Source organism: Janthinobacterium sp. 344 (genome assembly GCF_900112025.1).
In the GTDB taxonomy this organism is placed as follows: Bacteria; Pseudomonadota; Gammaproteobacteria; order Burkholderiales; family Burkholderiaceae_D; genus Janthinobacterium.
Genome location: NZ_FOKL01000006.1, coordinates 208,912 through 231,153, shown reverse-complemented (window position 1 = coordinate 231,153; position 22,242 = coordinate 208,912). Strand labels below are relative to the sequence as shown.

Below are 22,242 nucleotides of genomic sequence, written 5' to 3'. Positions count from 1 at the left end.
AGCGAGCCGCAAGCGAAAAAAGTGGTCAGCTGACGGTCTTGAAGAAGCGCAGCATCTCGCGGCTGGCGTCCGGCCCTTTGCCGTCCGTATAGCTGCCGTTGTTGCTGCCGCCCGACCACGCATGGCCGGCGCCGTGGATGACCCAGTATTCTCCCAGCGGCGAACCGTCGGCCTGGCTGTGCGTGGTGCGCGTGTAGCGGTGGCCATTCGGCACGCTGCCATCGATGGACGCGGCCTTGGCGGCCTTGCCGCCCGCCTGGCTGCGCACGCCCTGGGCGATCAGCTCATCGCCGTTGCGCAGGTTGACGGTGTTGTCGCGGTCGCCGTGGAAGACGATGATGGGCACGCCGCCCGCTGGCGCCTGGCGTTTCGGATTGGGCATGGCGCCGCCCTTCATGGCGGCCAGCGCCGACGGCAAGTCCTGCGCCGAGGCGAAGGGCAAGCCCGAATGCACGCCCACGGCGGCAAACAGTTCCGGATACAGGGTGCCGACGATGACGGCCATGGCGCCGCCCGCCGACAGGCCGGCGACAAACACTTCGCGTTCATTCACCGGGTACTCATCGATGACTTGCTGGGCGATGCCGGCGATCAGCGATGGCTCGCCCTGGTCGCGCTGCTGGTCGAGCGCATTGAACCAGTTCCAGCAGCGCGAACTGTTGGCGCCCTGCGTCTGCGCCGGGTAGACGACAAAGCATTCCTTCTCCTCGGCCAGCGCGTTCATCTGCGTGCCGGCGGCGAAATCGTCGGGGTTCTGCGTGCAGCCGTGCAGCATGACGATCAGCGGCATGGCCTGGCCATGGTAGCTGCTGGGGATATACAGTTTATAGGCGCGCGTGCCCGCATGGTTGCGGTACACGCCGTCGATGAATTGCGCACCGGCCGGCACCTCGGCCGGCGTGGTGGCTGGCGTATTGAAGCCGGGCGGATGAAAATTCGGCATCTCGAAACTGGGCATGTCGAAGCTGTGCTGCCCCAGGCCGGCGGGCACGCCCAGGCGCGCCATGAAATCCTGCGCGAATTCCTGCGCCGCCTGCGCGGGCGTCGAGGGTGCGGCTGGCGCTTCCTGTGCGGCTGCGGGCGGCGGCTGTGCGGCGCGGGCCTGTGCGCCAGCGGACGGCGGCGCCGGCGGGGGATTAATGTCGCGCATCGGCTGCTGCTGCTGCTGCTGCGTGGCCGCTGTCTGCGGCGTCAGGCCGGCGGCGGACAGCGCCTGCTGGATGGCTTCGGTGGCGGCGGCGGGACCGCTGCCCATCAGATTGCGGGTTGCGGCGCGCATCTGCGCCAACATGTCTTGAGCTAGTTTCATGACGATCCTTAACGGTGCCGCGCATCGGCCGGGTCATCGCCGCAAACCGGTGCGCTAGTGAATTCGCCCTGCGAGCGCCGTCTTGACGACGGTGCTGGCGTGCAGGGCACCTAATACGAAAATTGACTCGATGGTGGCCAGTGCCAGTTCCACGGAGACGTCGCTGGCGATGCTGGCCAGTCCCAGCACCTGGATCTGCAGGCGCTGGCCGGCTGCCTGGATCGCTTCCAGGTCGGCGCGCGAATAATGCTGCATGCCCAATACCAGGCTTTTCCGGGCGACGGTCTGTTTCACCACGTCGGCGTGGGTACCCAGCTGGTTGCGTATCGCCGTACGGATCAGATCCGTGCGGTTCGAATAAAATCCTTCCTGGACCAGCAGATCGATCTGCCCCAGGTCGATCAAGCCCAGATTGATCGTGATTTTTTCCGATTCCCCAATTTTGGGCTTGCTATCTTGCTTGGCCATATGTCTCCAAAAACTCCCTGTGGCATCCAATTGCCATCTGCATGGATGGTAGTATAGTTCTGAAACACATCAAGTCAAGCAGGAATTGGCCTGACAAGGCTGTAGGACGCGTGCCCGCAGAGTGACAAGGCGGCATAAAATAACTGTGCGACAGATGATTTTTTGAGCATGTTTTTCGCTAAAAAATATAGCACTGGAAACATTGCACGGCGATGCCGCCGCCTCGCCGGCGTCGATTCGCGGCATAATGCAGCTTGTACATTCACCGATGCCGCTCCATGATGGTCGATACTCCGCCAGCCGTTCCCCTCCCCTTGCCGTCACCGGTGCCGTCGCCGTGCGTCAGCCTGTGCAAGATGAACCGCAACAGCGGCTTGTGCGAAGGCTGCCTGCGCACGCTCGACGAGATCATCGCCTGGAGCAAGGCCGACGACGACTTCAAGCGCGCCGTGTGGGCCGAGTTGCCGGGGCGGGAATCGCTGCTCGATTTCGAACCCGATTACTGAGGAAGCCCATGCCGCGATCGCCAGCGCTGTTCCCCGATGCGGTACAAGTATTCGAACGTGGCTGGCTGTCGTCGAATAACATCCTGTTCCAGGGCCGGGACGACACGGCCCTGATCGACAGCGGCTACGTCACGCACGCGCCGCAAACCCTGGCGCTGCTGCGCCACAGCCTGGCCGGCCGGCCGCTGGACCGCCTGTTCAACACCCATCTGCATTCCGACCACTGCGGCGGCAACGCCCTGCTGCAAGCCGAATACGGCTGCCGCACGGCCATCCCCGTGACGGAGGCGGAGAAGGTGCGCGCCTGGGATACCGGCGCCCTCAGCTTCCAGGCCACGGGCCAGCAATGTCCGCGCTTCGGCTTTGACGCCACCGTCTCGCCCGGCGACATGCTGACCTTGGGCGACCTGGCCTGGCAGGCGCTGGGCGCGCCCGGTCACGACCCCCATTCGCTGATCTTTTATTGTGCCGGCGAGGGCATCCTGATCTCCGCCGACGCGCTGTGGGAAAACGGCTTTGGCGTGATCTTCCCCGAACTCGATGGCGGTTCCGGCTTTCCCGAGGCGCGCGCCACGCTGGACCTGATCGCCAGCCTGGACGTGCGCGTCGTCATTCCCGGCCACGGGCGGCCGTTCCAGGATGCCGCCGGCGCCCTGCAGCGCGCCTGGTCCCGCCTCGACTACCTGGCCTCGGACCCCGTGCGCAATGCGCAGAACGCCGTGAAAGTGCTGCTGAAGTTCCTGCTGCTGGAACGCCAGCGCATCGCCATCGCCGAGGTGGCCGCCCTGCTGCGCGGCATGCCCGTCTTCGAGGAGGCCAACCGGCGCTTCCTGCGCCAGGAAGTGCAGGCGCTGGCCGAGTGGGCCATTTCCCAGCTGGTGAGGGCCGCAGCGGCGCGTGTCGAGGGTGAGTACTTGCTCAACGAAGGTTGACGGGGCGCCCGATTAAATTCAGCACGATCGTACTTTTTCTGCACTATAATCAACGTTCAGTGTGTTTCTCACGTCCGATCAACTTTTCAGCGAGTCCGCCATGGCATTGCCTGTAGCGTTGCAAAACCTTTCCTTACCCGTTATCGCGTCGCCGATGTTCATCGCCAGCGGCCCGGCCCTCGTCGCGGCGCAGTGCAAGGCCGGCATCGTCGGTTCCTTCCCCGCCTTGAACGCGCGTCCCGCTGAATTGCTCGATACCTGGCTCACCGAACTGCAGGCTGAACTGGCCGCCTTCCAGGCCGCCAATCCCGATAAAAAAGTGGGACCGATCGCCGTCAACCAGATCGTGCACCAGTCGAACGACCGCCTGGCGCACGACGTGGCCGTGTGCGTGAAACACCAGATTCCCATCATCATTTCCTCGCTACGCGCGCCGCCCAAGGAAATGCTCGACGCCATCCACAGCTATGGCGGCATCGTGCTGCATGACGTGATCTCGATCCGCCACGCGAAAAAGGCGCTGGAAGCGGGCGTCGATGGCCTGATCCTGGTGGCCACGGGCGCCGGCGGCCATGCGGGCACCCTGTCGCCATTCGCGCTGGTGGGCGAGGTGCGCAAGTTCTTCGACGGCCCGCTGGCGCTGTCCGGCTCCATCGCCACGGGCGACGCCGTGCTGGCCGCGCAAGCCATGGGCGCCGATTTCGCCTACATCGGCTCGCGCTGGCTGGCGACCAAGGAATCGAATGTCAGCGACGGCTACCGCGACGCCATCGTCGATTCCAGCGCGGCGGACATCGTCTACACCAACCTGTTTACGGGCGTGCACGGCAATTACCTGAAAAAATCGATCGAAGCGGCCGGACTCGATCCGGAAGCCTTGCCCGAAGCGGACAAGAGTTCGATGAACTTCGGCTCGGGCAGCGCCAAGGCCTGGCGCGATATCTGGGGCGCGGGCCAGGGCGTGGGCTTGATGGACGACGTGCCGAGCGTGGCAGAGATGGTGGCGCGCCTGAAGGCCGAATACGAGGCGGCGCGCGCGCGCCTGAAGCTGTAAACGTAAATGCCGGGGTCTGGCCCCGGCATGTCGTTATCACTCCTGCTTCAGGTCCTCGGGCTTGATGGCCCACAGGCCGGGCAGGTTGCGCCAGTAGCCATAGGCGTCCATGCCGAAGCCGACGACGAAGCGGTTCGGGATCACCAGGCCGACGATATCGGCTTGTACAGGTTTCTTCTTGCCGATGGCCTTGTCGGCAAACACGGCCAGGATCACTTCGGAGGCGCCCATGTCCAGCAAGCGCTGCTTGACGTGCGCCAGGGTTTCGCCTTCGTCGAGAATGTCGTCGAGCACGATCACGGTACGCCCCGAAACGTTCGAGCGGGGGATGACTTTCCACACCACTTCGCCACCCTTGTCATCGTCGCCGTAGCGGCTGACGTGGATGTAGTCGAACTCGAGCGGAAAGCTCAGTTGCGGCAGCAGGTTGCCGGTAAACACGACGGCGCCGCCCATCACGCCCAGCACCAGCGGGAATTCTTTCGAATCCTCGGCGTTGAAGCGCGTGTTGAGCACATCGGCCATGCGCGTGATCGACGCCTGCACGGCATCTTGGTCGAACAGCAGCTCCGCGTTCTTGATCAGGTCACGGGCACGGTTGTGATGAAATTCTTGCATGGACTCTTGCATGGCGATGAATGGGGCTGATGATGAATGCGGGTATTATCCCGCAAATCGGCCTTATTTGTAATCGCGCATGTCGTCGATGATTTTTCCATCCTGCGCCAGGCTACCCACGGCCACCAGCAGCACGTCGCCCCGCAGCTTGGTCAGCTCGCGGATCGAGCCGATGATGGCTTCCGTGCCGCTGGCGTCATGGGGATTGTCGACTTCGCAATGCAAAGTCATCTCGTCGTTGGCCATGCGCCCGGACACCACCAGCCGCGCTTTTTTGATTTGCGGGTGGCGGCGCGTGATTTCATGCACCTGCGATGGATGCACGAACATGGCGCGCACCTTGGTGGTCTGGTCGGCGCGCCCCATCCAGCCCCGGATGCGCGTATTCGTGCGGCCGCATGGCGAGGCTGGCGCGTCTGTCAGCACGGCCGACAGATCGCCCGTGGCGAAGCGGATCAGCGGGTAGTCGGCATTGAAGACGGTGACGACCACTTCGCCCACTTCGCCCGGCGCCACGGGCGTGCCGCTGCCCGGGTGGACGATTTCCAGCAGCACGTTCTCGTCGATGACCATGCCCGGATTGAGCTTGCCATTGCTCGCCGTTTCATAGGCGATGCTGCCGATGTCGGCCGAGGCATAGGTCTGGAACACGTGCGGCACGCCGTTCGCGGCAAACCAGCTGCGCAGGGATTCGGGCAAGGCTTCGGCGCCCATCACGGCCTTGGTGACGCTGCTGATGTCGGCGCCCATTTCGCGCGCCTTCTCGATGATCAGTTTTAAGAAGGATGGCGTGCCGATGTAGGTGTCCGGCTTCAGATCCATCATTGCCTGCACCTGCATTTCCGTCTGGCCGATGCCGGCCGGGATGACGGTGCAGCCGATGCGCGCGGCCCCCCCTTCGACCATGAAGGCGGCGGGCGTGAAGTGATACGAAAAACAGTTCTGCAGCAGGCCGCCGGCGCGCACGCCGGCCGCATACATGGGCCGCGCGAAGCGCCACCAGTCGGCGCCGCGGCCTTCCGGATCGAAGATGGGCCCGGGCGAAACGAAGACGCGCGACAGGGCATTTTTCGGTGTCGTATTCAGGCCGCCGAATGGCAGTTGCGCGTGCTGCAATTGCTTGAGGTCGGACTTGCGCGTGACGGGCAGCTGCGCCAGCGCGGCGCGGCTGGTGATGCCGGCCGCATCGATGCCGTCCAGGATGCGGGCCCAGCCCGGCGCCTGTTGCGCGCGCGCGATCAGCTGCGGCAGGCCGGCCATCAATTCGCGTTCGCGTGCATCGGGGGCGCGCGTTTCCAGACTGTCGAGCGTATCGTTCATGTCAGTCATTCTCCAATTGTCAGTGCATATTGATTCGCACGCCCGGCCATCAGGACCGCCGGGCGCGTTGCCGCCAGGGGTTTTGATGGATCAGGCCAGCCAGCGCTTGCGGCGGCGGTAGAACTTCATGTCGCGGAAGCTCTTGCGCCCGGCGCTGGACACGCCCAGGTAAAACTCCTTGACGTCTTCGTTGCTGGCCAGATCCTGGGCTTGCCCTTCCATCACGACCCGGCCGTTTTCCAGGATGTAGCCGAAATCGGCGTAGCGCAGGGCCACGTTGGTGTTCTGCTCGGCCAGCAGGAAAGACACGTTTTCCTTGTGGTTCAAGTCCTTGACGATGCCGAAGATCTCTTCGACGATCTGCGGCGCGATGCCCATCGACGGTTCGTCCAGCAAAATCATCGACGGCTTGGCCATCAGCGCGCGGCCGATGGCGCACATCTGCTGCTCGCCGCCCGAGGTATAGCCGGCCTGGCTGGCGCGCCGCGTTTTGAGGCGCGGGAAATAGTGATACACCTTCTCCAGCGCGTCCTTCAGGTCGCCGCGCGACAGGCTGCGCGTGTAGGCGCCCGTCAAGAGATTTTCCTCGATGGTCAGGTGGCCGAAACAGTGGCGACCTTCCATCACCTGCGACAGGCCCCGCTTGACCAGTTCATTCGGCGTCAGCTGGTCCACGCGTTCGCCCTTGAACTGGACTTCGCCCTTGGTGACGTCGCCGCGCTCGCCGCGCAGCAGGGTCGAGATGGTTTTCAGGGTGGTCGACTTGCCGGCGCCGTTCGCGCCCAGCAGCGCCACGATCTTGCCTTGCGGGACTTGCAGCGACACGCCCTTCAGGACCAGGATCACGTGGTCGTAAATGACTTCGATATTGTTCACCGACAGGTAGGGCGGCGGCGTTTCCGCCAGGATCGGGGCTTGCGTGGCAGTGTAGGTCATGGCTGCTTCTTTAAAATGTTAAACACGGGACCGGCGCGTCGGCACCGATCCGGTTCCAGTGGCTTACTTCATGCACGCCGGCGTGATCTTCTTCTCTTCCGCGTACTTGTTCGAGGATTCCTCGACGAGCTTACGCACCAGGGCCTTGTCGCCGACGATCCACTTCGGCGTGATGGCGGTCCACTTCTTGCCATCCCATTGCTGCACTTTGACGGCGCCCGAGCCTTCATGGTCGTCGCAGCTGGTTTTCACGGTGGGGAACATGCCCAGCGCGCCCACGGCTTTTTGGCGCGCATCGTCGACGTTCAGGTTTTCCAGGCCCCAGCGCATCTGCTCGCCCGTGATCGGCTTGCCCTTGCCGAATTTTTCCTGCGCCGTACGGATCGCCTCCACCCACAGGATGCCCGCCGTTACGCCGCGCATGTGGTACACGGAACCGATGCGCGACTGGTCGGCCAGGTTGCCCTTGCCGGACGCGTAGAGTTTCTTGCGGATGTCGTCCAGTACCGGGTAGTTGCCCGGCGTATTGAAGGTCATCGCCGTGTAGCCCTTGGCCGCGTCGCCCGACGGGATCGTGTCCTCCTCGGAACCGGCCCACCAGACGCCCAGCATCTTGTCGCGCGGGAAGCCGTTGCGCTGCGCCGTCTTGATGGCGACGGAATTCATCACGCCCCAGCCCCACAGGATCACGTGGTCCGGCTTGGCCTGGCGGATCTGCAGCCATTGCGACTGCTGTTCGCTGCCGGGCGGCGCGACGGGAATTTTCACCAGCTCGAAGCCGTACTGTTTCGACAGCGCTTCGAGCACGGGCAGCGGCTCCTTGCCGAAGGCCGAATCGTGGTACAGGTGGACGATTTTTTTCCCTTTCAGCTTGTCCATGCCGCCATCCTTGTCGCCCAAATACTTGATCATGGCGGCGGCCTGGCTCCAGTAGCTGGAGATCAGCGGATACACGTAAGGGAAGACCTTGCCGTTGGCCGCGTCCGAGCGGCCGTAGCCGATCATGGTCATGGGGATCTTGTCCTGCGCCACGCGGTCGAGGATGCCGTAGGCGACGCCCGTGGACAGGGTTTCCACCAGGGTGGCGCCGCCCTGCTTGGTTTTCAGGCGCTCATAGCACTCGACGCCGCGCGACGGGTTGTATTCCGTCTCGCATTCTTCCCAGCTGATTTTGACGCCGTTCACGCCGCCGGCCTGGTTGACCAGGTTGAAGTAGTCGATGATGCCGCCGTAGAAGCCGGAACCGCCGGCCGCATACGGCCCCACGCGGTAGGAGGGCAGGGCGATGTACTGTTCCTTGTCCTGCGCCTGGGCGCTGCCGGCCATGGTGAGTGCGGCACTGGCGATGGCGGCGGCCAGCATGAGCGATTTGATGTGTTTCATTGTGTGTCTCCTCTTGTTTTATTTGATTTCAAGTCAACCGACATCAGACTGCAAGGTACAAATTCCTAGTGCGGGAAAGGCCACAGGCGCAGTTTTTCTTTCGCGATCTGCCACAGCCTGGCCAGGCCGTGCGGCTCGACGATCAGGAAGAAGATGATCAGCGCGCCGAAGACCATCAGTTCCAGGTTCGACGCCACACTGGTGGGCAGTGCCAGGCCGTGCGCGATGGTGTTCAGGAAGACGGGCAGCAGCACGATGAAGGCCGCGCCGAGGAAGGAACCGAGAATCGAACCGACGCCGCCGATGATGATCATGAACAGGATGCGGAAGGACAGGTCCAGGTTGTACGCTTCCGGCTCCACCGTGCCCAGGTAGGCGTATGCATACAGGGCGCCGGCCACGCCGCAGTAGAACGAGCTGACGGCAAACGCCAGCAGCTTGGTGCGCATCAATCTGAAGCCGATGACTTCGGCCGCCATGTCCATGTCGCGCACGGCCATCCACGAACGGCCCACGTTCGAGCGGATCATGTTTTTCGCCATCAGCGCCATGCCGGCGACGATGGCCAGCACCAGCAGGTATTTGCTTTGCGGCGTGTCGAACTGGTAGCCGAGGATGGTCATCTTCTGCACCGTGATCACGCCCGAGGAACTGTAGTTGGTCAGGTACGGGATCTTGGTCAGGCACCAGACGACGAAGAACTGCGTCGCCAGGGTGGAGGCGGCCAGGTAAAAGCCGCGGATGCGCAGGGACGGCAGGCCGAAGGCGATGCCCACCATGGCCGCGCACAGGCCGCCGAGGATGAATGACAGCAGCAGCGGCAAGCCAGGCAGGCGCGCCATGAAGTTATACGAGGCAAACGCGCCCACGGCCATGAAGGCGGCCGTGCCCAGCGACAGCTGGCCCGCGTAGCCCGTCAGGATGTTCAGTCCCAATGCCGCCAGGGCGAAGATCAGGAAGGGAATCAGGATCGCCGAGAGCATGTACGGCGAGGCGAAATACGGCAGGATGAAAACGGCGGCGATCAATGTCGCCGTCAAGGCCAGGCGGTCTTGCCGGATCGGGAAGATCTGGTTGTCCGCCTGGTAGCTGGTCTTGAATTGTCCTGCTTCACGGTAGATCATGGGTGTGTCCTTTGCTGGCTGTCGGGCTGCAACCCAACGGCGTAAATACTGGGGTCGGACCCTCAGGGTCCGCCCCCGGGGTTTGCATTTGAGGTAAAAAGATCATGCGAGATCAAATACGCCGGATGATTTTTTCGCCGAACAGGCCTTCCGGGCGCACCAGCAGGAACAGCAGGGCCAGCACGTAAGGGAACCAGCCTTCGATGCCGCCCCCCACCATGGGGCCCAGGTAGACTTCGGCCAGCTTTTCCGACGCGCCGATGATCAGGCCGCCGACGATGGCGCCCGGCACGGAGGTAAAGCCGCCGAGGATCAGCACCGGCAAGGCCTTCAAGGCGATGAAGGTGAGGGCGAACTGCACGCCGTTGCGCGCGCCCCACAGCAAGCCCGCCACCATGGCCACCAGGCCCGCCACGCCCCACACGACGGCCCAGATGCGCTGCAGCGGAATGCCCACGGCCAGCGCCGCCTGGTGGTCGTCGGCGACGGCGCGCAGGGCGCGCCCCACCTTGGTCTTCGAGAACAGCAGGGCCAGGCAAATCACCAGCAGGGCGCAGATGCCGGCCGCCACCACGTCGAACTGCGAGACGATGATATTGAAATGGTCCATCAGGAAGGGCATCGGCACGTCTTCGATGGGCAGGTCCAGCTTGTGCACCTGCGAGCCCCACATCAGCTGCGCCAGGCCCTCGATGAAGAAGGTCAGGCCGATGGTGGCCATGAAGAGCGTGATTTCCGGCTGGTTGACGAGCGGGCGCAAGACCACCCTTTCGATCGCCATGCCCAATACGATCATCGTCACCATCGTCAGCGGGATGGCCAGCCACAGCGACAGGCCGAACTTGTCCATGAAACCGACGCAGGTGAGGGCGGCGAAGAACACCATCGCGCCCTGCGCGAAGTTGAACACGCCCGAGGCCTTGTAGATCAATACAAAACCGATGGCCACCAGCGCGTACATGACGCCCGACAGCAGGCCGCCGATCAGCACTTCAAAGAAAAAATTGATATTCATACGGGTCCCGGGAATTAATGGCTCGTGCCAAGGTAGGCGTTGATGACATCCTGGTTGCTGCGCACCTCGTCGGGCGTGCCGTCGCCGATCTTCTTGCCGTAGTCGAGCACCACCACGCGGTCGGAGATATCCATCACCACGCCCATGTCGTGCTCGATCAGCACGATGGTCGTGCCCAGCTGGTCGTTGACGTCGAGGATGAAGCGGCACATGTCCTGTTTTTCTTCCACGTTCATGCCGGCCATCGGTTCGTCCAGCAGCAAAATCTCCGGTTCGGCGACCAGCGCGCGGCCCAGTTCCACGCGCTTTTGCAAGCCGTAGGGCAGGCGGCCCACGGGCGTCTTGCGGATGGCCTGGATTTCCAGGAAGTCGATGATTTCCTCGGCCTTCTTGCGGTGCTCGATTTCCTCGCGCCGCGCCGGGCCCCAGTACAGGGCCTGCAGCAGGAAATTCGACTTCATTTTGAGATTGCGCCCCGTCATGATGTTGTCCAGCACCGTCATGCCCTTGAACAGGGCGATGTTCTGGAAAGTGCGGGCGATGCCGGACTTGGCGGCCTGGTAGCAATCCATGCCGCGCCGGTGTTCGCCACGGTAGATGATCTCGCCCTGCTGCGGGCGGTACACGCCATTGATCACGTTGAGCATCGAGCTTTTGCCGGCGCCGTTCGGGCCGATGATGGCGCGGATTTCATGCTGTTTCACGTCGAACGAGATGTCGGTCAGCGCCTTCACGCCGCCGAACGACAGCGAGATGTTCTTCAGGTCGAGGATCACGGGGCCGGTCTTGCGCGCCGTGCCGAAATGGGTGTCAGGTTCGTTCATTTGCATCGTGCTGTGCTCCATCATGCGGCCAGGCCCTGTGGCCGGTATGTTTTGCTGTCCCAGATCTGCAGGTCGGCGCTGGTCGAGCCAAGGCGGCCATCCTCGAATTTCACCTGCGTCTCGATGTACTGCGTTGCCTTGCCGTCGTACAGGGCAGAGATCAGCACCGCGTATTTTTCGGCGATGAACTTGCGCCGCACCTTGCGCGTGCGCGTCAGTTCATCGTCGTCCGGGTCGAGTTCCTTGTGCAGCACGAGGAAGCGGTGCACCTGCGTGCGGTCCATCAGCGGATCGGCCGCCAGTTCCGCGTTGACCTGCTCGATGCAGTCGCGGATCAAGCCATAGGTTTCGGCGCGCGCCGCCAGGTCCGTATAGCCGGAGTAGGCGATACCGCGCCGCTCGGACCAGTTGCCCACGGCTTCGATGTCGATATTGATGAAGGCGCAGACCTGGTCGCGCGCATGGCCAAAGGCCACCACCTCCTTGATGAAGGGGAAGAACTTGAGCTTGTTTTCGATGTAGTTGGGCGCGAACATGGCGCCGCAGTTCATCTTGCCCACGTCGGCCGCGCGGTCGATGATTTTCAAATGGCCTTCGCCATCGAACACGCCCGCGTCGCCCGTATGGAAGTAGCCGTCGCTGTCGATCACTTCGGCGGTGGCGTCCGGACGCTGGAAGTAGCCGCTCATGGTGGCGGGCGACTTGACCAGCACTTCGCCGTTGTGCGCCAGCTTGACTTCCACGCCCGGCGCGGGCAAGCCTACGCTGTCGAACTTGATATTGCCGTCTGGCTGCAGGCAGACATAGGCGCAGGTTTCGGTGGAGCCGTACAGCTGCTTGAGGTTGACGCCGATGGAGCGGTAGAAGCGGAACAGGTCGGGACCGATGGCCGCGCCGGCGGTATAAGCGACGCGCACGCGCGTCAGTCCCAGCACGTTTTTCAGGGGGCCATACACGAGGAGATCGCCCAGCTTGTAGCTGAGGCGGTCCGCCAGCGAGACTGGCTTGCCATCCAAAATCTGCGCGCCGCAGCGCTTGGCCACGTCCATGAAATGGCTGAACATGCGGCGCTTGATGCTGCTCGCGTCTTCCATGCGTATCATCACGCTGGTGAGCATGTTTTCGAACACGCGCGGCGGCGCGAAGTAGCAAGTGGGGCCGATTTCGCGCATGTCGATCATCACCGTGTCGCCCGACTCGGGGCAGTTGACGGTGAAGCCCGCGACCATGGCCTGCGCCAGCGAGAACAGGCAGTCGCCCACCCACGCCATCGGCAGGTAGGAGAGGATGTCTTCATTGTCGGTGAGCTTGTCGAAGGCGACGCAGCCTTCGCCTGCGGCCAACAGCGCCGTGTGGCTCTGGCACACGCCCTTCGGCTTGCCCGTGGTGCCCGAGGTGTACAGGATGACGGCCGAGTCGCTGCCCTGGCCCGCTGCCACGGCGGCGTCGAAGAAGCCCGGATGTTCGCGGTCGTAGGTTCTGCCCAGCGCCTGTAGCGCGGCGAAGGACAGCAGCTCCGGCTGGCGGTAGTGGCGCATGCCCCGCTCGTCGTCATAGGCGATGTGGGCCACGTGCGGGTAGAGGCTTTTCAGTTCGAGCAGCTTGTCGACCTGCTCCTGGTCTTCGACGATGGCGTAGCGGATCTGCGCATCCTGCAGCACGTAGGCCATGTCGGCGGCCGGCGCGTCCTGGTACAGCGGCACGGGCACGCCGCCCAGGCTTTGCGCGGCCAGCATGGCCCAGTACAGGCGGGGGCGGTTGTCGCCGATGATGGCCAGGTTCATGCCGCGCTGGAAGCCGATGGCGGCCAGGCCGCAGGCCAGCGCGCGCACTTCGTCGTTGACCTCGCGCCAGGTCCAGGTCTGCCAGATGCCCAGATATTTTTCGCGAAAGGCGGGCTTGTCGGATCGTGCTGTCCCGTGTTGCAATAAGCGCCGCGGAAAAGTCGGCATTGCTGCTGTGGTATGCGTTTGCACCAGTGTCTCCCTGTTGCTTGTCTCAGGCCCCACCTCGTTGGATGGCGCTCTGTGTTTTTTATGTGTCACACGTTTGTGCAATGATAGTAGCTTGCGTTAGTTTGCCGAGTTGTCTTTTCGGGGACATTTACCCACTTTTCGATGGTGCATCGCACAATGACGAACCCTGATATCAGCCTCAAGGATGCCGTGCGCGCGGCCCACTGGGCGCAGCTGCTCGACCCCGCTCAACTGGCGCGGGTCGAGGCGGATGTGTTTGAAACCTTCGTGCCGAAAGGCGGTTTTGTCTGCCGCAAGGGCGAACCGGTGGACAACTGGATCGGCGTCATCAGCGGCATGGTGAAAATGAATAATTTTTCCGCCTCCGGCAAGGCCATGACCTTCATCGGCGTGCCGCCCGGCAGCTGGTTCGGCGAAGGGTCGCTGCTGAAGAACGAGATCCGCAAATACGACACCATGGCCCTGCGCGACACGCGCGTGGCGCGCCTGCCCGGCACCACCTTTCATTGGCTGCTGGAGACGAGCCTGCCGTTTACGCGCTTCCTGCTGATGCAGCTCAACGAGCGCCTGGGCCAGTTCATCGGCATGGTGGAAAACGAGCGCCTGCTGGACCTGAACACGCGCGTGGCGCGCTGCCTGGCGTCGATGTTCAACTCACATTTATACCCGGGCGTCGATACGCTGGTGCAGCTGTCGCAGGAGGAGATCGGCCTGCTGTCCGGCTCTTCGCGCCAGCGCGCCAACCAGGCCTTGCAGGTGCTGGAAAAAAAGGGTTTGTTGCGCCTCGATTACGGCGGCATCCGCGTGCTCGATCTCGATGGCTTGCGCCGCTACGAGGCCGATGATGCCGAATGAGGCCGCGTTGCCGGAACGCCCTGCAAGCGCCTGGCTAATCGCGGTATCATAGGCGCTTCCCAGCACCGCTCCTTTTCGCCGCCATGCAGACATCCGCTCAGAGTAACCCCGCCTCCCGTTTGACCGAGCTGCGCGCCGCCATGCGCGCGCAGCGGATCGATGCGCTGATCGTGCCTTCGGCCGACCCGCACCTGTCCGAATACCTGCCGCCGCGCTGGCAGGGCCGCGAGTGGCTGTCCGGCTTCACGGGTTCCGTCGGCACCCTGGTCGTCACGCAGGATTTTGCCGGCGTATGGACCGATGGCCGCTACTGGGAGCAGGCGGAAACGGAGCTGGCGGGCAGCGGCATCGTCCTGAAGAAAATCCCGTCCGGCGCCAGCGTGCTGTATATCGACTGGCTGGGCGAGACCATGCAGCCGGGGCAGACGGTGGCCGTCGACGGCGCCGTGCTGGGCCTGGCCAATGCGCGCCTGTTGCAACAGGCGCTGGGCGCGCACGTGACACTGCGCACGGACCTCGACGTGCTGCACGCCGTCTGGCCCGAACGCCCGGCCATGCCGGCGGCGCCCGTGGTCGAGCATGCGGCCGCGTATCCATCCCTGTCGCGCAGTGAGAAACTGGCGGCCCTGCGCGCCGGCATGGCGGCGCACGGCGCCAGCCACCACGTCATTTCCACGCTCGACGATATCGCCTACCTGTTCAACCTGCGCGGCGCCGACGTGCACTACAACCCCGTTTTCCTCGCGCATGCGCTGGTGGGGCCCGAGCGTGCCACTTTATTCGTCGCCGACGGCAAAGTGCCGGCGGCCCTGCGCGCCACCCTGGAAGAACAGGGCGTGGACGTGGCCGCGTATGACCGCGCGGCCGCCGCGCTGGCCGCCTTGCCGGCCGGCGCCACCCTGCTGCTCGACCCGCGCCGCATCACCTTTGGCACGCGCCAGGCCGTGGCCGACGGCGTGCGCGTGGTGGAAGCCATCAATCCCACCACGTTTGCCAAGTCGCGCAAGACGGACAGCGAAGCGGCGCACGTGCGCGCCGCCATGGAGCAGGATGGCGCGGCCCTGTGCGAATTCTTCAGCTGGCTGGACGCCACCCTGGCCGACCCGCAGCGCGCACCGCTGACGGAAATCGGCGTCGACGAGCACCTGACGGCGGCGCGCGCGCGCCGCAGCGGCTTTGTCAGCCCCAGTTTCGGCACCATCGCCGGCTTCAATGCGCATGGCGCCATCATGCATTACCACGCGCATGCGGATTCGGCCGCCACCATCGAGGGCGACGGCTTGCTGCTGATCGACTCGGGCGGCCAGTACCTGGGCGGCACCACGGACATCACGCGCGTGGTCCCCGTCGGCACGATCACGGCGGCGCACCGGCGCGACTTCACCCTGGTCTTGCGCAGCATGATCGCCCTGTCGCGCGCGCAGTTCCCGCGCGGCGTGAAGTCGCCCATGCTGGACTCGATTGCGCGCGCGCCGCTATGGGCCGAGGGCATCGACTTCGGCCACGGCACGGGCCACGGCGTGGGCTTCTTCCTCAACGTCCACGAAGGTCCCCAGTCGATTTCGCAGTCCGCCATGCCGGAACCGCAGACGGCCATGGAGATAGGCATGATCACTTCCGTCGAGCCGGGCATCTACCGCCCGGGACAATGGGGCATCCGCATCGAGAACCTGGTGCTGAACGTGCCGGCGCAGACGACGCAGTTTGGTGAATTTTTACGCTTCGAGACATTGACCCTGTGCCCGATCGACACGCGCTGCGTGGAACGCACGCTATTGCGCGACGACGAGGCGGCCTGGCTGAACGACTACCACGCCACCGTGCGCGCGCGCCTGGCGCCGCTGCTCTCCGGCGACGCGCTGGCGTGGCTGGAACAGCGCACGGGAGCCATCTGATGCGCTCGACCCGCGCCACCTCCGCCATCGAGCGGCTCAAGGAACGCACCGGCAACCGCCTGTACACGATGGCGCGCACGGGCGACGAGCTGTTCTTCCTCACCGAGGGCCCCGGCTTGCCGCCGCTGTGCCCGCCGCTGGAACTGGACGCCTTTGTGGCCTTCGTCAATGGCCTGGGGCCGCAAAAGGCGCGCCGCGTCAGCAAGCTCGATGTGGCGTTTGAAAAGCAGCTGACGAAAAAGCCCTAGATGCCGACCATCGACTTCCTGCGCGCCTACTGGTCGCCGGCCGAGCTGGCGACGAATGGCGTGATCCTGCTGAACATGCTGGGCGCGCTGCTGCTGGGGCTATTGGTCGGCTACGAGCGCTCGTACCACGGGCGCGCGGCGGGCATGCGCACCTACAGCCTGGTGTGCATGGCCTCGGCCGCGCTGACGGTGCTGGGCGGCTATCCCGAGTTCTGGTACGGCGGCCATGGCGCCGTGGTCGGCGGCGATCCCACGCGCATCGTGCAGGGCATCGTCACGGGCGTGGGTTTCCTCGGCGCCGGCGTCATCATGCGCGAAGGTTTCAATATCAGCGGCCTGACGACGGCCGCCTCGATCTGGGCTTCGTCCGTGATCGGCATCATGGTGGGCATCGGCTTTTATCTGTCGGCCATGGGCCTGGCCTTCCTGTGCGCGATGGCGATGATTTTTCTGTCAAAATTGGAGAACTGGCTGCCGTCGCGCCACGCGGTGGCCATCACCATGCGCTTCCGGCAGGGTTTCCTTCCCCGCGAAGATGCGCTGCGGCGCATGGCGGCCAAGCGCGGCTACGACATCGCCGGCGGCTCGCTGACCATCGGCAGCTCGGATGGCATGCAGGAATGGCGTTTCGTCGCCATCGCGCATGGCAAGAACACGGGCGCCAGCCTGTCGGCCATGTCGGCCGAACTGGCCGCCTTCGACGGCATCGCCGGCTTCCAGCTGTCGCATGCCCGCAACTAGCCTGGACACCAGGCAGCACGCTGACAAGGATAAACATGGATGCACAGGCGCAGGCAGTACTCGATTTCTGGTTTTTGCCGCCGGATAACCCCGGCTATGGCCAGTCGCGTGCGGAATGGTTCCGCAAGGATGAGGCCTTCGATGCGCGCATCGCCGAACGCTTTGGCGCGCTGATCGATGACGCCCTTGCCGGCGGCTTGCGCGCGTGGGAAGCCACGCCGCACGGCGCGCTGGCGCGCCTCATCGTGCTCGACCAGTTGACGCGCAATGTCCACCGCGGCACGCCGCGCGCGTTTGCCGGCGATGCCCAGGCGCTGGCGCTGGCACAATCCTTGACCGAACAAGGTCTTGACCAGCAGCTGCCGCCCATGTTGCGCGCTTTTGCCTACCTGCCGTTCGAACACGCGGAAGACCTGGCCATGCAGGCGCGCGCCGTCGAACTGTTCCAGCTGCTGTCGCAGGCGCAGCCCGGGTTCGAGAGCATGCTCGATTATGCGCAGCGCCACCAGGAAGTCATTGCCCGCTTTGGCCGCTTCCCGCACCGTAACGCTATCCTCGGTCGCCCTTCCACGCCGCAAGAAGTGGCATTTTTGCGCCAGCCGGGATCGAGTTTTTAGACAATCATCATGAACGTGACATTGAATATCATCGGCGCCGGCCACGTGGGCAAGGTGCTGGGCCGGCTGTTTGCGCAGGCCGAGGGCATCGCGGTGCAGGACGTGCTGACGCGTTCGATGGCGTCGGCGCAAGCGGCCGTGGCCTTCATCGGCACCGGCACGCCCGTCGACCGCTATGCGGCCTTGCGCCACGCCGACGTCACCCTGCTGGCCGTCTCCGACGACCAGATCGGCCCCGCCTGCGCGGCGCTGGTGGCCGAGGGGCGCCAGGCGGGCGCCATCGTGTTCCATTGCAGCGGCGCCCTGGCGTCGAACGTGCTGCTGGCCGCCACGCAGGCGGGCGCCTCGGTGGCCAGCGCGCACCCGATCCGCAGCTTTGCCGACCCGGCGCAGGTGGCGGCCACGTTTGACGGCACCTTTTGCGGCGTCGAGGGCGATGCGCTGGCGCTGGCTTTCCTCACGCCGGCCCTGATCGCCATCGGCGCGCGTCCCGTGCCCATCGACCCGGCCGCCAAGACCCTGTATCACGCGGCCGCCGTCTTCGCCAGCAACTACCTGGTGACGGTGCTCGATGCGGCCCTGCGCGCCTACCAGGCGGCCGGCATTGCCGAGCCGGTGGCGCGCGAACTGGCGCAGCCGCTGGTGACGGAAGCGGTGGCGAACGTGTTCCGCCTGGGCGCGGCGCCGGCGCTGTCCGGCCCCATCGCGCGCGGCGACTCGGCCACCGTGCAGCGCCAGCAGCAGGCGGTGCAGCAGTGGGACGCCGCCACGGGCGAGTTGTACCGGGCCCTGGTGGCGCCCACCCAGGACCTGGCCAGGCGCAAGTCGCAGCGGTGAGTCAGGCGGCGTGCAGGCGGTTGCGGCCGTGATGCTTGGCCTGATACAGGGCGCTGTCGGCGCGTGAAAAGAAGCTCGATTCGCTCTCGTCCGGCCGGTATTCGGCCACGCCCAGGCTGATCGTCACGCGCACGTGCGGCTCGGGCATGCCGAAGTCGTGCCGTTCGACGGCGGCGCGCAGGTTTTCCGCCACCTCCATCGCCTGCGCCAGGCTGCAATCGTTGAGCAGTACCAGGTATTCCTCGCCGCCCCAGCGCGTGACGACGTCGCTTTCGCGCACGCTGGCGCGCGCCACGTCGGCCACGCCGCGGATGACCTTGTCGCCCCACAGGTGGCCGTGCGTATCGTTGACGCGCTTGAAGAAATCGATGTCGAACAGGATGGCCGACATCGGCTGCGCCGTGCGCCGCGACAGCAGCATGGCGCGCTGGAACAGCAGTTCCAGCGACTGGCGGTTCAAGAGGCCGGTCAGCGCATCCGTCGACGCGATGCGCTCGATGCGGCGCTGGTAGCGGTTCACCGTCAGCAGGGTCAGGACGAGGACCAGCAAGGTCACGCCAAAGCTGATGGCCAGGTTCAGGATGAACACGCCCTGCAGCGACTTGACCTCGTCGCTGACGTTCTGTTCGACCACCAGGTACCAGCCCAGTTCGGGAATGAAACGCGAGTTGACGAGGATTTGCGCGTGGCCCAGCTGGTAGGACAGGTGCGTCGGCTCGCTCCGCCGGTTGATGATCCGGTCGGCGATGGCGTGCACGCCCGGCAGGCTGCGGATGTTGGCATGGCCTTCACGCATGCTCTTGCCCGACAGCACCAAGGTGCCGGCGCCATCGACAAAATAAATGTTGCGGTGGAAGCGCGCCTGGTAGCGGTCGATGATGTGGCTCATGGTGGCCAGGGTCAGGCCGATGCCCGTGGCGCCGATGAACTGGCCGTCGTAGTCATAGACGCGGTGGTTGATGAAGATGGTCATGCTGTCGCGGTTGGCCATGTCCACGTCGACATTCGTTTCGTAATCGCTGTTTTCCATGGCGCGCACGCGGTAATACCAGATGTCGCGCGTGGCTTCCGGGCTGACGGATTTCAGGGTGCCTTCCGCGTAATAGTAGCGGCTGCTCTTGTCGGAGACGAGAAAGCTGGTGATGGCGCCGTATTTCTTCTTGACCTCGGCCAGGTAGCGCACGATCTGCGCCGGATCGCGTTCGCCAGCGAGGATCCAGTCGCGCACGAAGGTGTCGTGCGCCATCAGCGAGGAAATGAAGACGGGGCGCAGCATGTCCTTCTGGATCTCGGAATAGATATTGTCGCCCGTCAAAGGCAAGGTCTGGTCGGCGATGCCGTGCTCGATGGCCGTGCGCGACGCCAGGTAGCTGGCCAGGGTGGTGGCCAGGAAGCCCGCGCCCAGGATCAGCGTCAGGAGGATGAGCAGGCGGTATTTGATCGACAGAAGACGCATGGAGACGGGGGGCGGCCGGCTGGCGGCCATCTTTACGCAAGCCAAAAGTATGCAGCAGGCCCCGTATTGATGCAATGATAACTAGCTTTATTGGCAATTTATGCGGGTAGACGCGACAAGATAACCACGACTTACCAAATAAAAGTGCCGATTTGTCGACAAAGATGCAAATAAGCAATAATATTTGATGAGGGGAAGCATCGCGCATCACCCTGTCTTGCCGCCCGTTTCCGGCGCAGGGCGCCACGCGCAAGGAGTGTTGCATGTTATTTTTAAAGAGTACGTCCGTCAGCAAAGCCCCCGGTATCTACGAGGTCGATATCGCCGCCAAGCCGCCCGGCAAGACCTTCGGCGTGTTTCTCGCCACCGATCCCGACCATCCACCGCATGCCTTGCTGGGCCAGTTGAAGGCGCTCGGCTTCGAGAATACCTACAGCTCGCCGTATCTGCACAAGGACCAGGGCAAGGTGCTGGACTTGCATTTCCAGAAAGACGGCACCGATATCTTCAAGGGCTGGAAGACGGACGAGTGCACGCAGAACCTGGCGGCCATCACGGCCCTGTTCGAGGAGCACGGCATTGTCATCGCGCCGCGCGTCATGTCGATGGCGGAAGCCTACGCGTAAGGACGCGTCAACGCGCCTGTCAAGACCGGCTGCGCGCCGCGGCGCATATCTGTGCCGCTGGCGACGGTGTTGTCCGGCGTTGCAAGCCACCTTCGCCCCGCCTTAGCCCGTCTCCACCCCGATGTGATACAGCGCCCACGGGCAGCTGGCGAAACGTTCGGCCAGGGGCAAGGCCGCCATCTCCGCGATGCGGTCGGCATCGTGGATCGCCCATAGGGGACCGAGGCCGCCCAGCGCCATCGGCTGCCCGTCCAGGTGGGTGGCGACAATCACACGCCGGGCGCGCACTTGCGCCAGGGTCAGCGCCGCCGCATAGCCATCGACGGCGCGCAGCAGCAGGCGCACGGCATCGTCCTGCGGCGTGCCGGCCGCCTTCAACAGCTCTTCCAGCAGCGGCCCGCGCAGCGCATGCGCCTTGCCATCGTATTCCAGCGTGGGGCGGATTGTGTGTGCCGGCAAATTCGTCAATGCCGCGTAGTCGAACGCGCGCGCCCGCTCAAAACTGATCTTTTGCTTGTGCATCATCTGGTCGCGCACGGCGTCGAATGGACCCCGGTTGGGCTTGGCTATGCTGCCCGTGACGGTCAGCAGGGCCGGACCGCGCAGGGCTGCGGACGCGGCGCGCGCGCTGGCGGGCAGGGCGCCGGCCGCCAGCGCGGCGGCGAGAAACTGGCGTTTGTGCATGCACTTCTCCTCTTTGACAGGAAATCGCTAATGTTCTTAAGTCTAGCTTAAGTTCTGGCAACAGTGCGCATTTTGCTGTTATTGTCAGTTTGGAATGTTAGCTTACATCTTGTCACAGTTCTTACGGAATGGAGAAAGACGTAGCTTTTTGCGGCTGTTATTGTGTAGTCATCGCACTTCGCTGAACTGCGAATCCAGGCACCATTCACTAATTGAGAGAGAGAACATGATGAAAAAGAAAATCCTGTTTGCAATGATCGCTTCCGTTACCGCATTCTCCGGCATGAGCGCCGCGCACGCCGAAGGCGCCTACGTGGGTGCCGGCATCACGGGCAACCGCTACAATTTTGATGTTCCTGGCGCCACCAGCGCCGATAACCACAGCGGTTACAAGGCTGGCGGGAAAGTGTTCGCCGGCTATGACTTCGACAAGACCTGGGCGGTCGAGGGCGGCTACGCTGATTTCGGCAGCAAGGATTACAGCTATGTCACGGGCGCCGGCAACGGTTCCGTGAAGAGCGATTCGCACGGCTATTACCTGGCCGGCAAGGCCACCATGCCCGTGACGGATAAAGTCGGCGTGTTCGGCAAGCTGGGCGTGGCCCGCGTCGACAATAGCCTGAGCGGCACCGGCCTGTCGAGCGGCGTGTCGGGCGAGAACAAGACGGGCGTGTATGCCTCCGTCGGCGCCCAGTACGCGATTAACGAGAAAGTCTCGCTGACGGCGGAAGTGGAACACTTCGGCAAGAGCGCCGACCAGGGCCACAAGGCCACCGGCATCGCCCTGGGCGCACGCTACAACTTCTAAAAACCTACTG

The 22,242-nt window shown here is 64.1% G+C and carries 23 protein-coding genes; 11 read left to right on the top strand and 12 right to left on the bottom strand.

Annotated features, from left to right (window positions below; genetic code table 11):
- Positions 1 to 25 precede the first annotated feature (25 nt).
- The gene (locus BM193_RS17555; protein ID WP_254786302.1) at positions 26 to 1,309 is read right to left on the bottom strand and encodes an extracellular catalytic domain type 1 short-chain-length polyhydroxyalkanoate depolymerase; all 1,284 of its coding nucleotides are present in this window, start codon (positions 1,307 to 1,309) and stop codon (positions 26 to 28) included.
- Between the two features lie 54 nt (positions 1,310 to 1,363).
- On the bottom strand, positions 1,364 to 1,777 hold the full coding sequence (locus tag BM193_RS17550) for a CopG family transcriptional regulator (RefSeq protein ID WP_034752801.1): 414 nt from the start codon (positions 1,775 to 1,777) through the stop codon (positions 1,364 to 1,366).
- Between the two features lie 278 nt (positions 1,778 to 2,055).
- Here BM193_RS17550 and BM193_RS17545 point away from each other — a divergent pair, with 278 nt between their 5' ends.
- The 3 genes from BM193_RS17545 (at position 2,056) to BM193_RS17535 (ending at position 4,269) form a co-directional block, all read left to right on the top strand.
- A complete protein-coding gene (locus BM193_RS17545; protein WP_353056191.1) occupies positions 2,056 to 2,283 on the top strand; it encodes a DUF1289 domain-containing protein in 228 nt (75 codons plus the stop codon).
- A gap of 8 nt (positions 2,284 to 2,291) precedes the next feature.
- The gene (locus BM193_RS17540) at positions 2,292 to 3,215 is read left to right on the top strand and encodes an MBL fold metallo-hydrolase (protein ID WP_092798851.1); all 924 of its coding nucleotides are present in this window, start codon (positions 2,292 to 2,294) and stop codon (positions 3,213 to 3,215) included.
- Between the two features lie 100 nt (positions 3,216 to 3,315).
- Positions 3,316 to 4,269 (top strand): NAD(P)H-dependent flavin oxidoreductase, encoded by a 954-nt coding sequence (locus tag BM193_RS17535; RefSeq protein ID WP_092799199.1) that lies wholly within the window; start codon positions 3,316 to 3,318, stop codon positions 4,267 to 4,269.
- A 36-nt stretch (positions 4,270 to 4,305) separates the two neighbouring features.
- Here the strand turns inward: BM193_RS17535 and BM193_RS17530 are convergent, their stop codons facing one another.
- The 8 genes from BM193_RS17530 to BM193_RS17495 form a co-directional block, all read right to left on the bottom strand.
- Positions 4,306 to 4,887, bottom strand: coding sequence for a hypoxanthine-guanine phosphoribosyltransferase (locus tag BM193_RS17530; protein WP_092798849.1), 582 nt, complete (start codon positions 4,885 to 4,887; stop codon positions 4,306 to 4,308).
- Positions 4,888 to 4,950: 63 nt separating this feature from the next.
- Entirely contained in the window at positions 4,951 to 6,207 is a 1,257-nt protein-coding gene (locus BM193_RS17525; protein ID WP_092798847.1) for a phenylacetate--CoA ligase family protein, read from the bottom strand.
- A gap of 90 nt (positions 6,208 to 6,297) precedes the next feature.
- The gene (locus BM193_RS17520) at positions 6,298 to 7,143 is read right to left on the bottom strand and encodes an ABC transporter ATP-binding protein (protein ID WP_092798845.1); all 846 of its coding nucleotides are present in this window, start codon (positions 7,141 to 7,143) and stop codon (positions 6,298 to 6,300) included.
- Positions 7,144 to 7,206: 63 nt separating this feature from the next.
- Positions 7,207 to 8,526: an ABC transporter substrate-binding protein gene (locus BM193_RS17515; protein WP_092798843.1), complete on the bottom strand. Its 1,320-nt coding sequence runs from the start codon at positions 8,524 to 8,526 to the stop codon at positions 7,207 to 7,209.
- 65 nt (positions 8,527 to 8,591) lie between these two features.
- Complete coding sequence (locus tag BM193_RS17510; RefSeq protein WP_092798841.1) at positions 8,592 to 9,650, bottom strand: branched-chain amino acid ABC transporter permease; 1,059 nt, start codon at positions 9,648 to 9,650, stop codon at positions 8,592 to 8,594.
- Between the two features lie 112 nt (positions 9,651 to 9,762).
- Positions 9,763 to 10,659 carry a branched-chain amino acid ABC transporter permease gene (locus BM193_RS17505; RefSeq protein WP_175533342.1) on the bottom strand — a complete coding sequence of 299 codons (897 nt, stop codon included), beginning with the start codon at positions 10,657 to 10,659 and terminating at the stop codon, positions 9,763 to 9,765.
- Between the two features lie 20 nt (positions 10,660 to 10,679).
- A complete protein-coding gene (locus tag BM193_RS17500) occupies positions 10,680 to 11,495 on the bottom strand; it encodes an ABC transporter ATP-binding protein (protein WP_254786301.1) in 816 nt (271 codons plus the stop codon).
- Between the two features lie 14 nt (positions 11,496 to 11,509).
- Entirely contained in the window at positions 11,510 to 13,441 is a 1,932-nt protein-coding gene (locus BM193_RS17495; RefSeq protein ID WP_092798835.1) for an AMP-binding protein, read from the bottom strand.
- Between the two features lie 180 nt (positions 13,442 to 13,621).
- Between BM193_RS17495 and BM193_RS17490 the strand changes: the two genes are divergently transcribed.
- The 6 genes from BM193_RS17490 to BM193_RS17465 all read left to right on the top strand — a co-directional run bounded on the left by BM193_RS17490 (position 13,622) and on the right by BM193_RS17465 (position 18,658).
- Complete coding sequence (locus BM193_RS17490; protein ID WP_092798833.1) at positions 13,622 to 14,320, top strand: Crp/Fnr family transcriptional regulator; 699 nt, start codon at positions 13,622 to 13,624, stop codon at positions 14,318 to 14,320.
- An 83-nt stretch (positions 14,321 to 14,403) separates the two neighbouring features.
- The gene (locus BM193_RS17485) at positions 14,404 to 16,215 is read left to right on the top strand and encodes an aminopeptidase P family protein (RefSeq protein WP_092798831.1); all 1,812 of its coding nucleotides are present in this window, start codon (positions 14,404 to 14,406) and stop codon (positions 16,213 to 16,215) included.
- The gene (locus BM193_RS17480; protein ID WP_034752831.1) at positions 16,215 to 16,463 is read left to right on the top strand and encodes a hypothetical protein; all 249 of its coding nucleotides are present in this window, start codon (positions 16,215 to 16,217) and stop codon (positions 16,461 to 16,463) included. The genes BM193_RS17485 and BM193_RS17480 overlap by 1 nt, the downstream gene beginning before the upstream one ends.
- On the top strand, positions 16,464 to 17,204 hold the full coding sequence (locus BM193_RS17475; protein WP_092798829.1) for an MgtC/SapB family protein: 741 nt from the start codon (positions 16,464 to 16,466) through the stop codon (positions 17,202 to 17,204). It abuts the gene before it with no gap.
- 35 nt (positions 17,205 to 17,239) lie between these two features.
- Entirely contained in the window at positions 17,240 to 17,821 is a 582-nt protein-coding gene (locus BM193_RS17470; RefSeq protein WP_175533329.1) for a DUF924 family protein, read from the top strand.
- A gap of 9 nt (positions 17,822 to 17,830) precedes the next feature.
- Positions 17,831 to 18,658, top strand: a complete 828-nt coding sequence (locus tag BM193_RS17465; RefSeq protein ID WP_092798827.1) for a Rossmann-like and DUF2520 domain-containing protein — start codon at positions 17,831 to 17,833, stop codon at positions 18,656 to 18,658.
- 1 nt (position 18,659) lies between these two features.
- On the opposite strand, the gene BM193_RS17460 is transcribed toward BM193_RS17465, so the two are convergent.
- Positions 18,660 to 20,144: a sensor domain-containing diguanylate cyclase gene (locus BM193_RS17460; protein WP_254786300.1), complete on the bottom strand. Its 1,485-nt coding sequence runs from the start codon at positions 20,142 to 20,144 to the stop codon at positions 18,660 to 18,662.
- Positions 20,145 to 20,377: 233 nt separating this feature from the next.
- Between BM193_RS17460 and BM193_RS17455 the strand changes: the two genes are divergently transcribed.
- Positions 20,378 to 20,740, top strand: coding sequence for a hypothetical protein (locus BM193_RS17455; protein ID WP_092798825.1), 363 nt, complete (start codon positions 20,378 to 20,380; stop codon positions 20,738 to 20,740).
- A 102-nt stretch (positions 20,741 to 20,842) separates the two neighbouring features.
- Here the strand turns inward: BM193_RS17455 and BM193_RS17450 are convergent, their stop codons facing one another.
- Positions 20,843 to 21,424 (bottom strand): putative pterin-binding protein, encoded by a 582-nt coding sequence (locus BM193_RS17450; protein WP_092798823.1) that lies wholly within the window; start codon positions 21,422 to 21,424, stop codon positions 20,843 to 20,845.
- 226 nt (positions 21,425 to 21,650) lie between these two features.
- On the opposite strand from BM193_RS17450, the gene BM193_RS17445 reads away from it, so the two are divergent.
- The gene (locus BM193_RS17445) at positions 21,651 to 22,232 is read left to right on the top strand and encodes a porin family protein (RefSeq protein ID WP_092798821.1); all 582 of its coding nucleotides are present in this window, start codon (positions 21,651 to 21,653) and stop codon (positions 22,230 to 22,232) included.
- The last annotated feature ends 10 nt before the right edge of the window (positions 22,233 to 22,242 follow it).

What these genes read in the sequence shown, in the direction of transcription:
- BM193_RS17495 (WP_092798835.1), bottom strand. Translation starts at nt 13,441, where the DNA reads ATGCCGACTTTTCCGCGGCGCTTATTGCAACACGGGACAGCACGATCC.
- BM193_RS17450 (WP_092798823.1), bottom strand. Translation starts at nt 21,424, where the DNA reads ATGCACAAACGCCAGTTTCTCGCCGCCGCGCTGGCGGCCGGCGCCCTG.
- BM193_RS17500 (WP_254786301.1), bottom strand. Translation starts at nt 11,495, where the DNA reads ATGCAAATGAACGAACCTGACACCCATTTCGGCACGGCGCGCAAGACC.
- BM193_RS17490 (WP_092798833.1), top strand. Translation starts at nt 13,622, where the DNA reads ATGACGAACCCTGATATCAGCCTCAAGGATGCCGTGCGCGCGGCCCAC.
- BM193_RS17545 (WP_353056191.1), top strand. Translation starts at nt 2,056, where the DNA reads ATGATGGTCGATACTCCGCCAGCCGTTCCCCTCCCCTTGCCGTCACCG.
- BM193_RS17455 (WP_092798825.1), top strand. Translation starts at nt 20,378, where the DNA reads ATGTTATTTTTAAAGAGTACGTCCGTCAGCAAAGCCCCCGGTATCTAC.
- BM193_RS17530 (WP_092798849.1), bottom strand. Translation starts at nt 4,887, where the DNA reads ATGCAAGAATTTCATCACAACCGTGCCCGTGACCTGATCAAGAACGCG.
- BM193_RS17480 (WP_034752831.1), top strand. Translation starts at nt 16,215, where the DNA reads ATGCGCTCGACCCGCGCCACCTCCGCCATCGAGCGGCTCAAGGAACGC.
- BM193_RS17555 (WP_254786302.1), bottom strand. Translation starts at nt 1,309, where the DNA reads ATGAAACTAGCTCAAGACATGTTGGCGCAGATGCGCGCCGCAACCCGC.
- BM193_RS17540 (WP_092798851.1), top strand. Translation starts at nt 2,292, where the DNA reads ATGCCGCGATCGCCAGCGCTGTTCCCCGATGCGGTACAAGTATTCGAA.
- BM193_RS17515 (WP_092798843.1), bottom strand. Translation starts at nt 8,526, where the DNA reads ATGAAACACATCAAATCGCTCATGCTGGCCGCCGCCATCGCCAGTGCC.
- BM193_RS17535 (WP_092799199.1), top strand. Translation starts at nt 3,316, where the DNA reads ATGGCATTGCCTGTAGCGTTGCAAAACCTTTCCTTACCCGTTATCGCG.
- BM193_RS17445 (WP_092798821.1), top strand. Translation starts at nt 21,651, where the DNA reads ATGATGAAAAAGAAAATCCTGTTTGCAATGATCGCTTCCGTTACCGCA.
- BM193_RS17465 (WP_092798827.1), top strand. Translation starts at nt 17,831, where the DNA reads ATGAACGTGACATTGAATATCATCGGCGCCGGCCACGTGGGCAAGGTG.
- BM193_RS17485 (WP_092798831.1), top strand. Translation starts at nt 14,404, where the DNA reads ATGCAGACATCCGCTCAGAGTAACCCCGCCTCCCGTTTGACCGAGCTG.
- BM193_RS17510 (WP_092798841.1), bottom strand. Translation starts at nt 9,650, where the DNA reads ATGATCTACCGTGAAGCAGGACAATTCAAGACCAGCTACCAGGCGGAC.
- BM193_RS17550 (WP_034752801.1), bottom strand. Translation starts at nt 1,777, where the DNA reads ATGGCCAAGCAAGATAGCAAGCCCAAAATTGGGGAATCGGAAAAAATC.
- BM193_RS17475 (WP_092798829.1), top strand. Translation starts at nt 16,464, where the DNA reads ATGCCGACCATCGACTTCCTGCGCGCCTACTGGTCGCCGGCCGAGCTG.
- BM193_RS17520 (WP_092798845.1), bottom strand. Translation starts at nt 7,143, where the DNA reads ATGACCTACACTGCCACGCAAGCCCCGATCCTGGCGGAAACGCCGCCG.
- BM193_RS17525 (WP_092798847.1), bottom strand. Translation starts at nt 6,207, where the DNA reads ATGAACGATACGCTCGACAGTCTGGAAACGCGCGCCCCCGATGCACGC.
- BM193_RS17470 (WP_175533329.1), top strand. Translation starts at nt 17,240, where the DNA reads ATGGATGCACAGGCGCAGGCAGTACTCGATTTCTGGTTTTTGCCGCCG.
- BM193_RS17460 (WP_254786300.1), bottom strand. Translation starts at nt 20,144, where the DNA reads ATGGCCGCCAGCCGGCCGCCCCCCGTCTCCATGCGTCTTCTGTCGATC.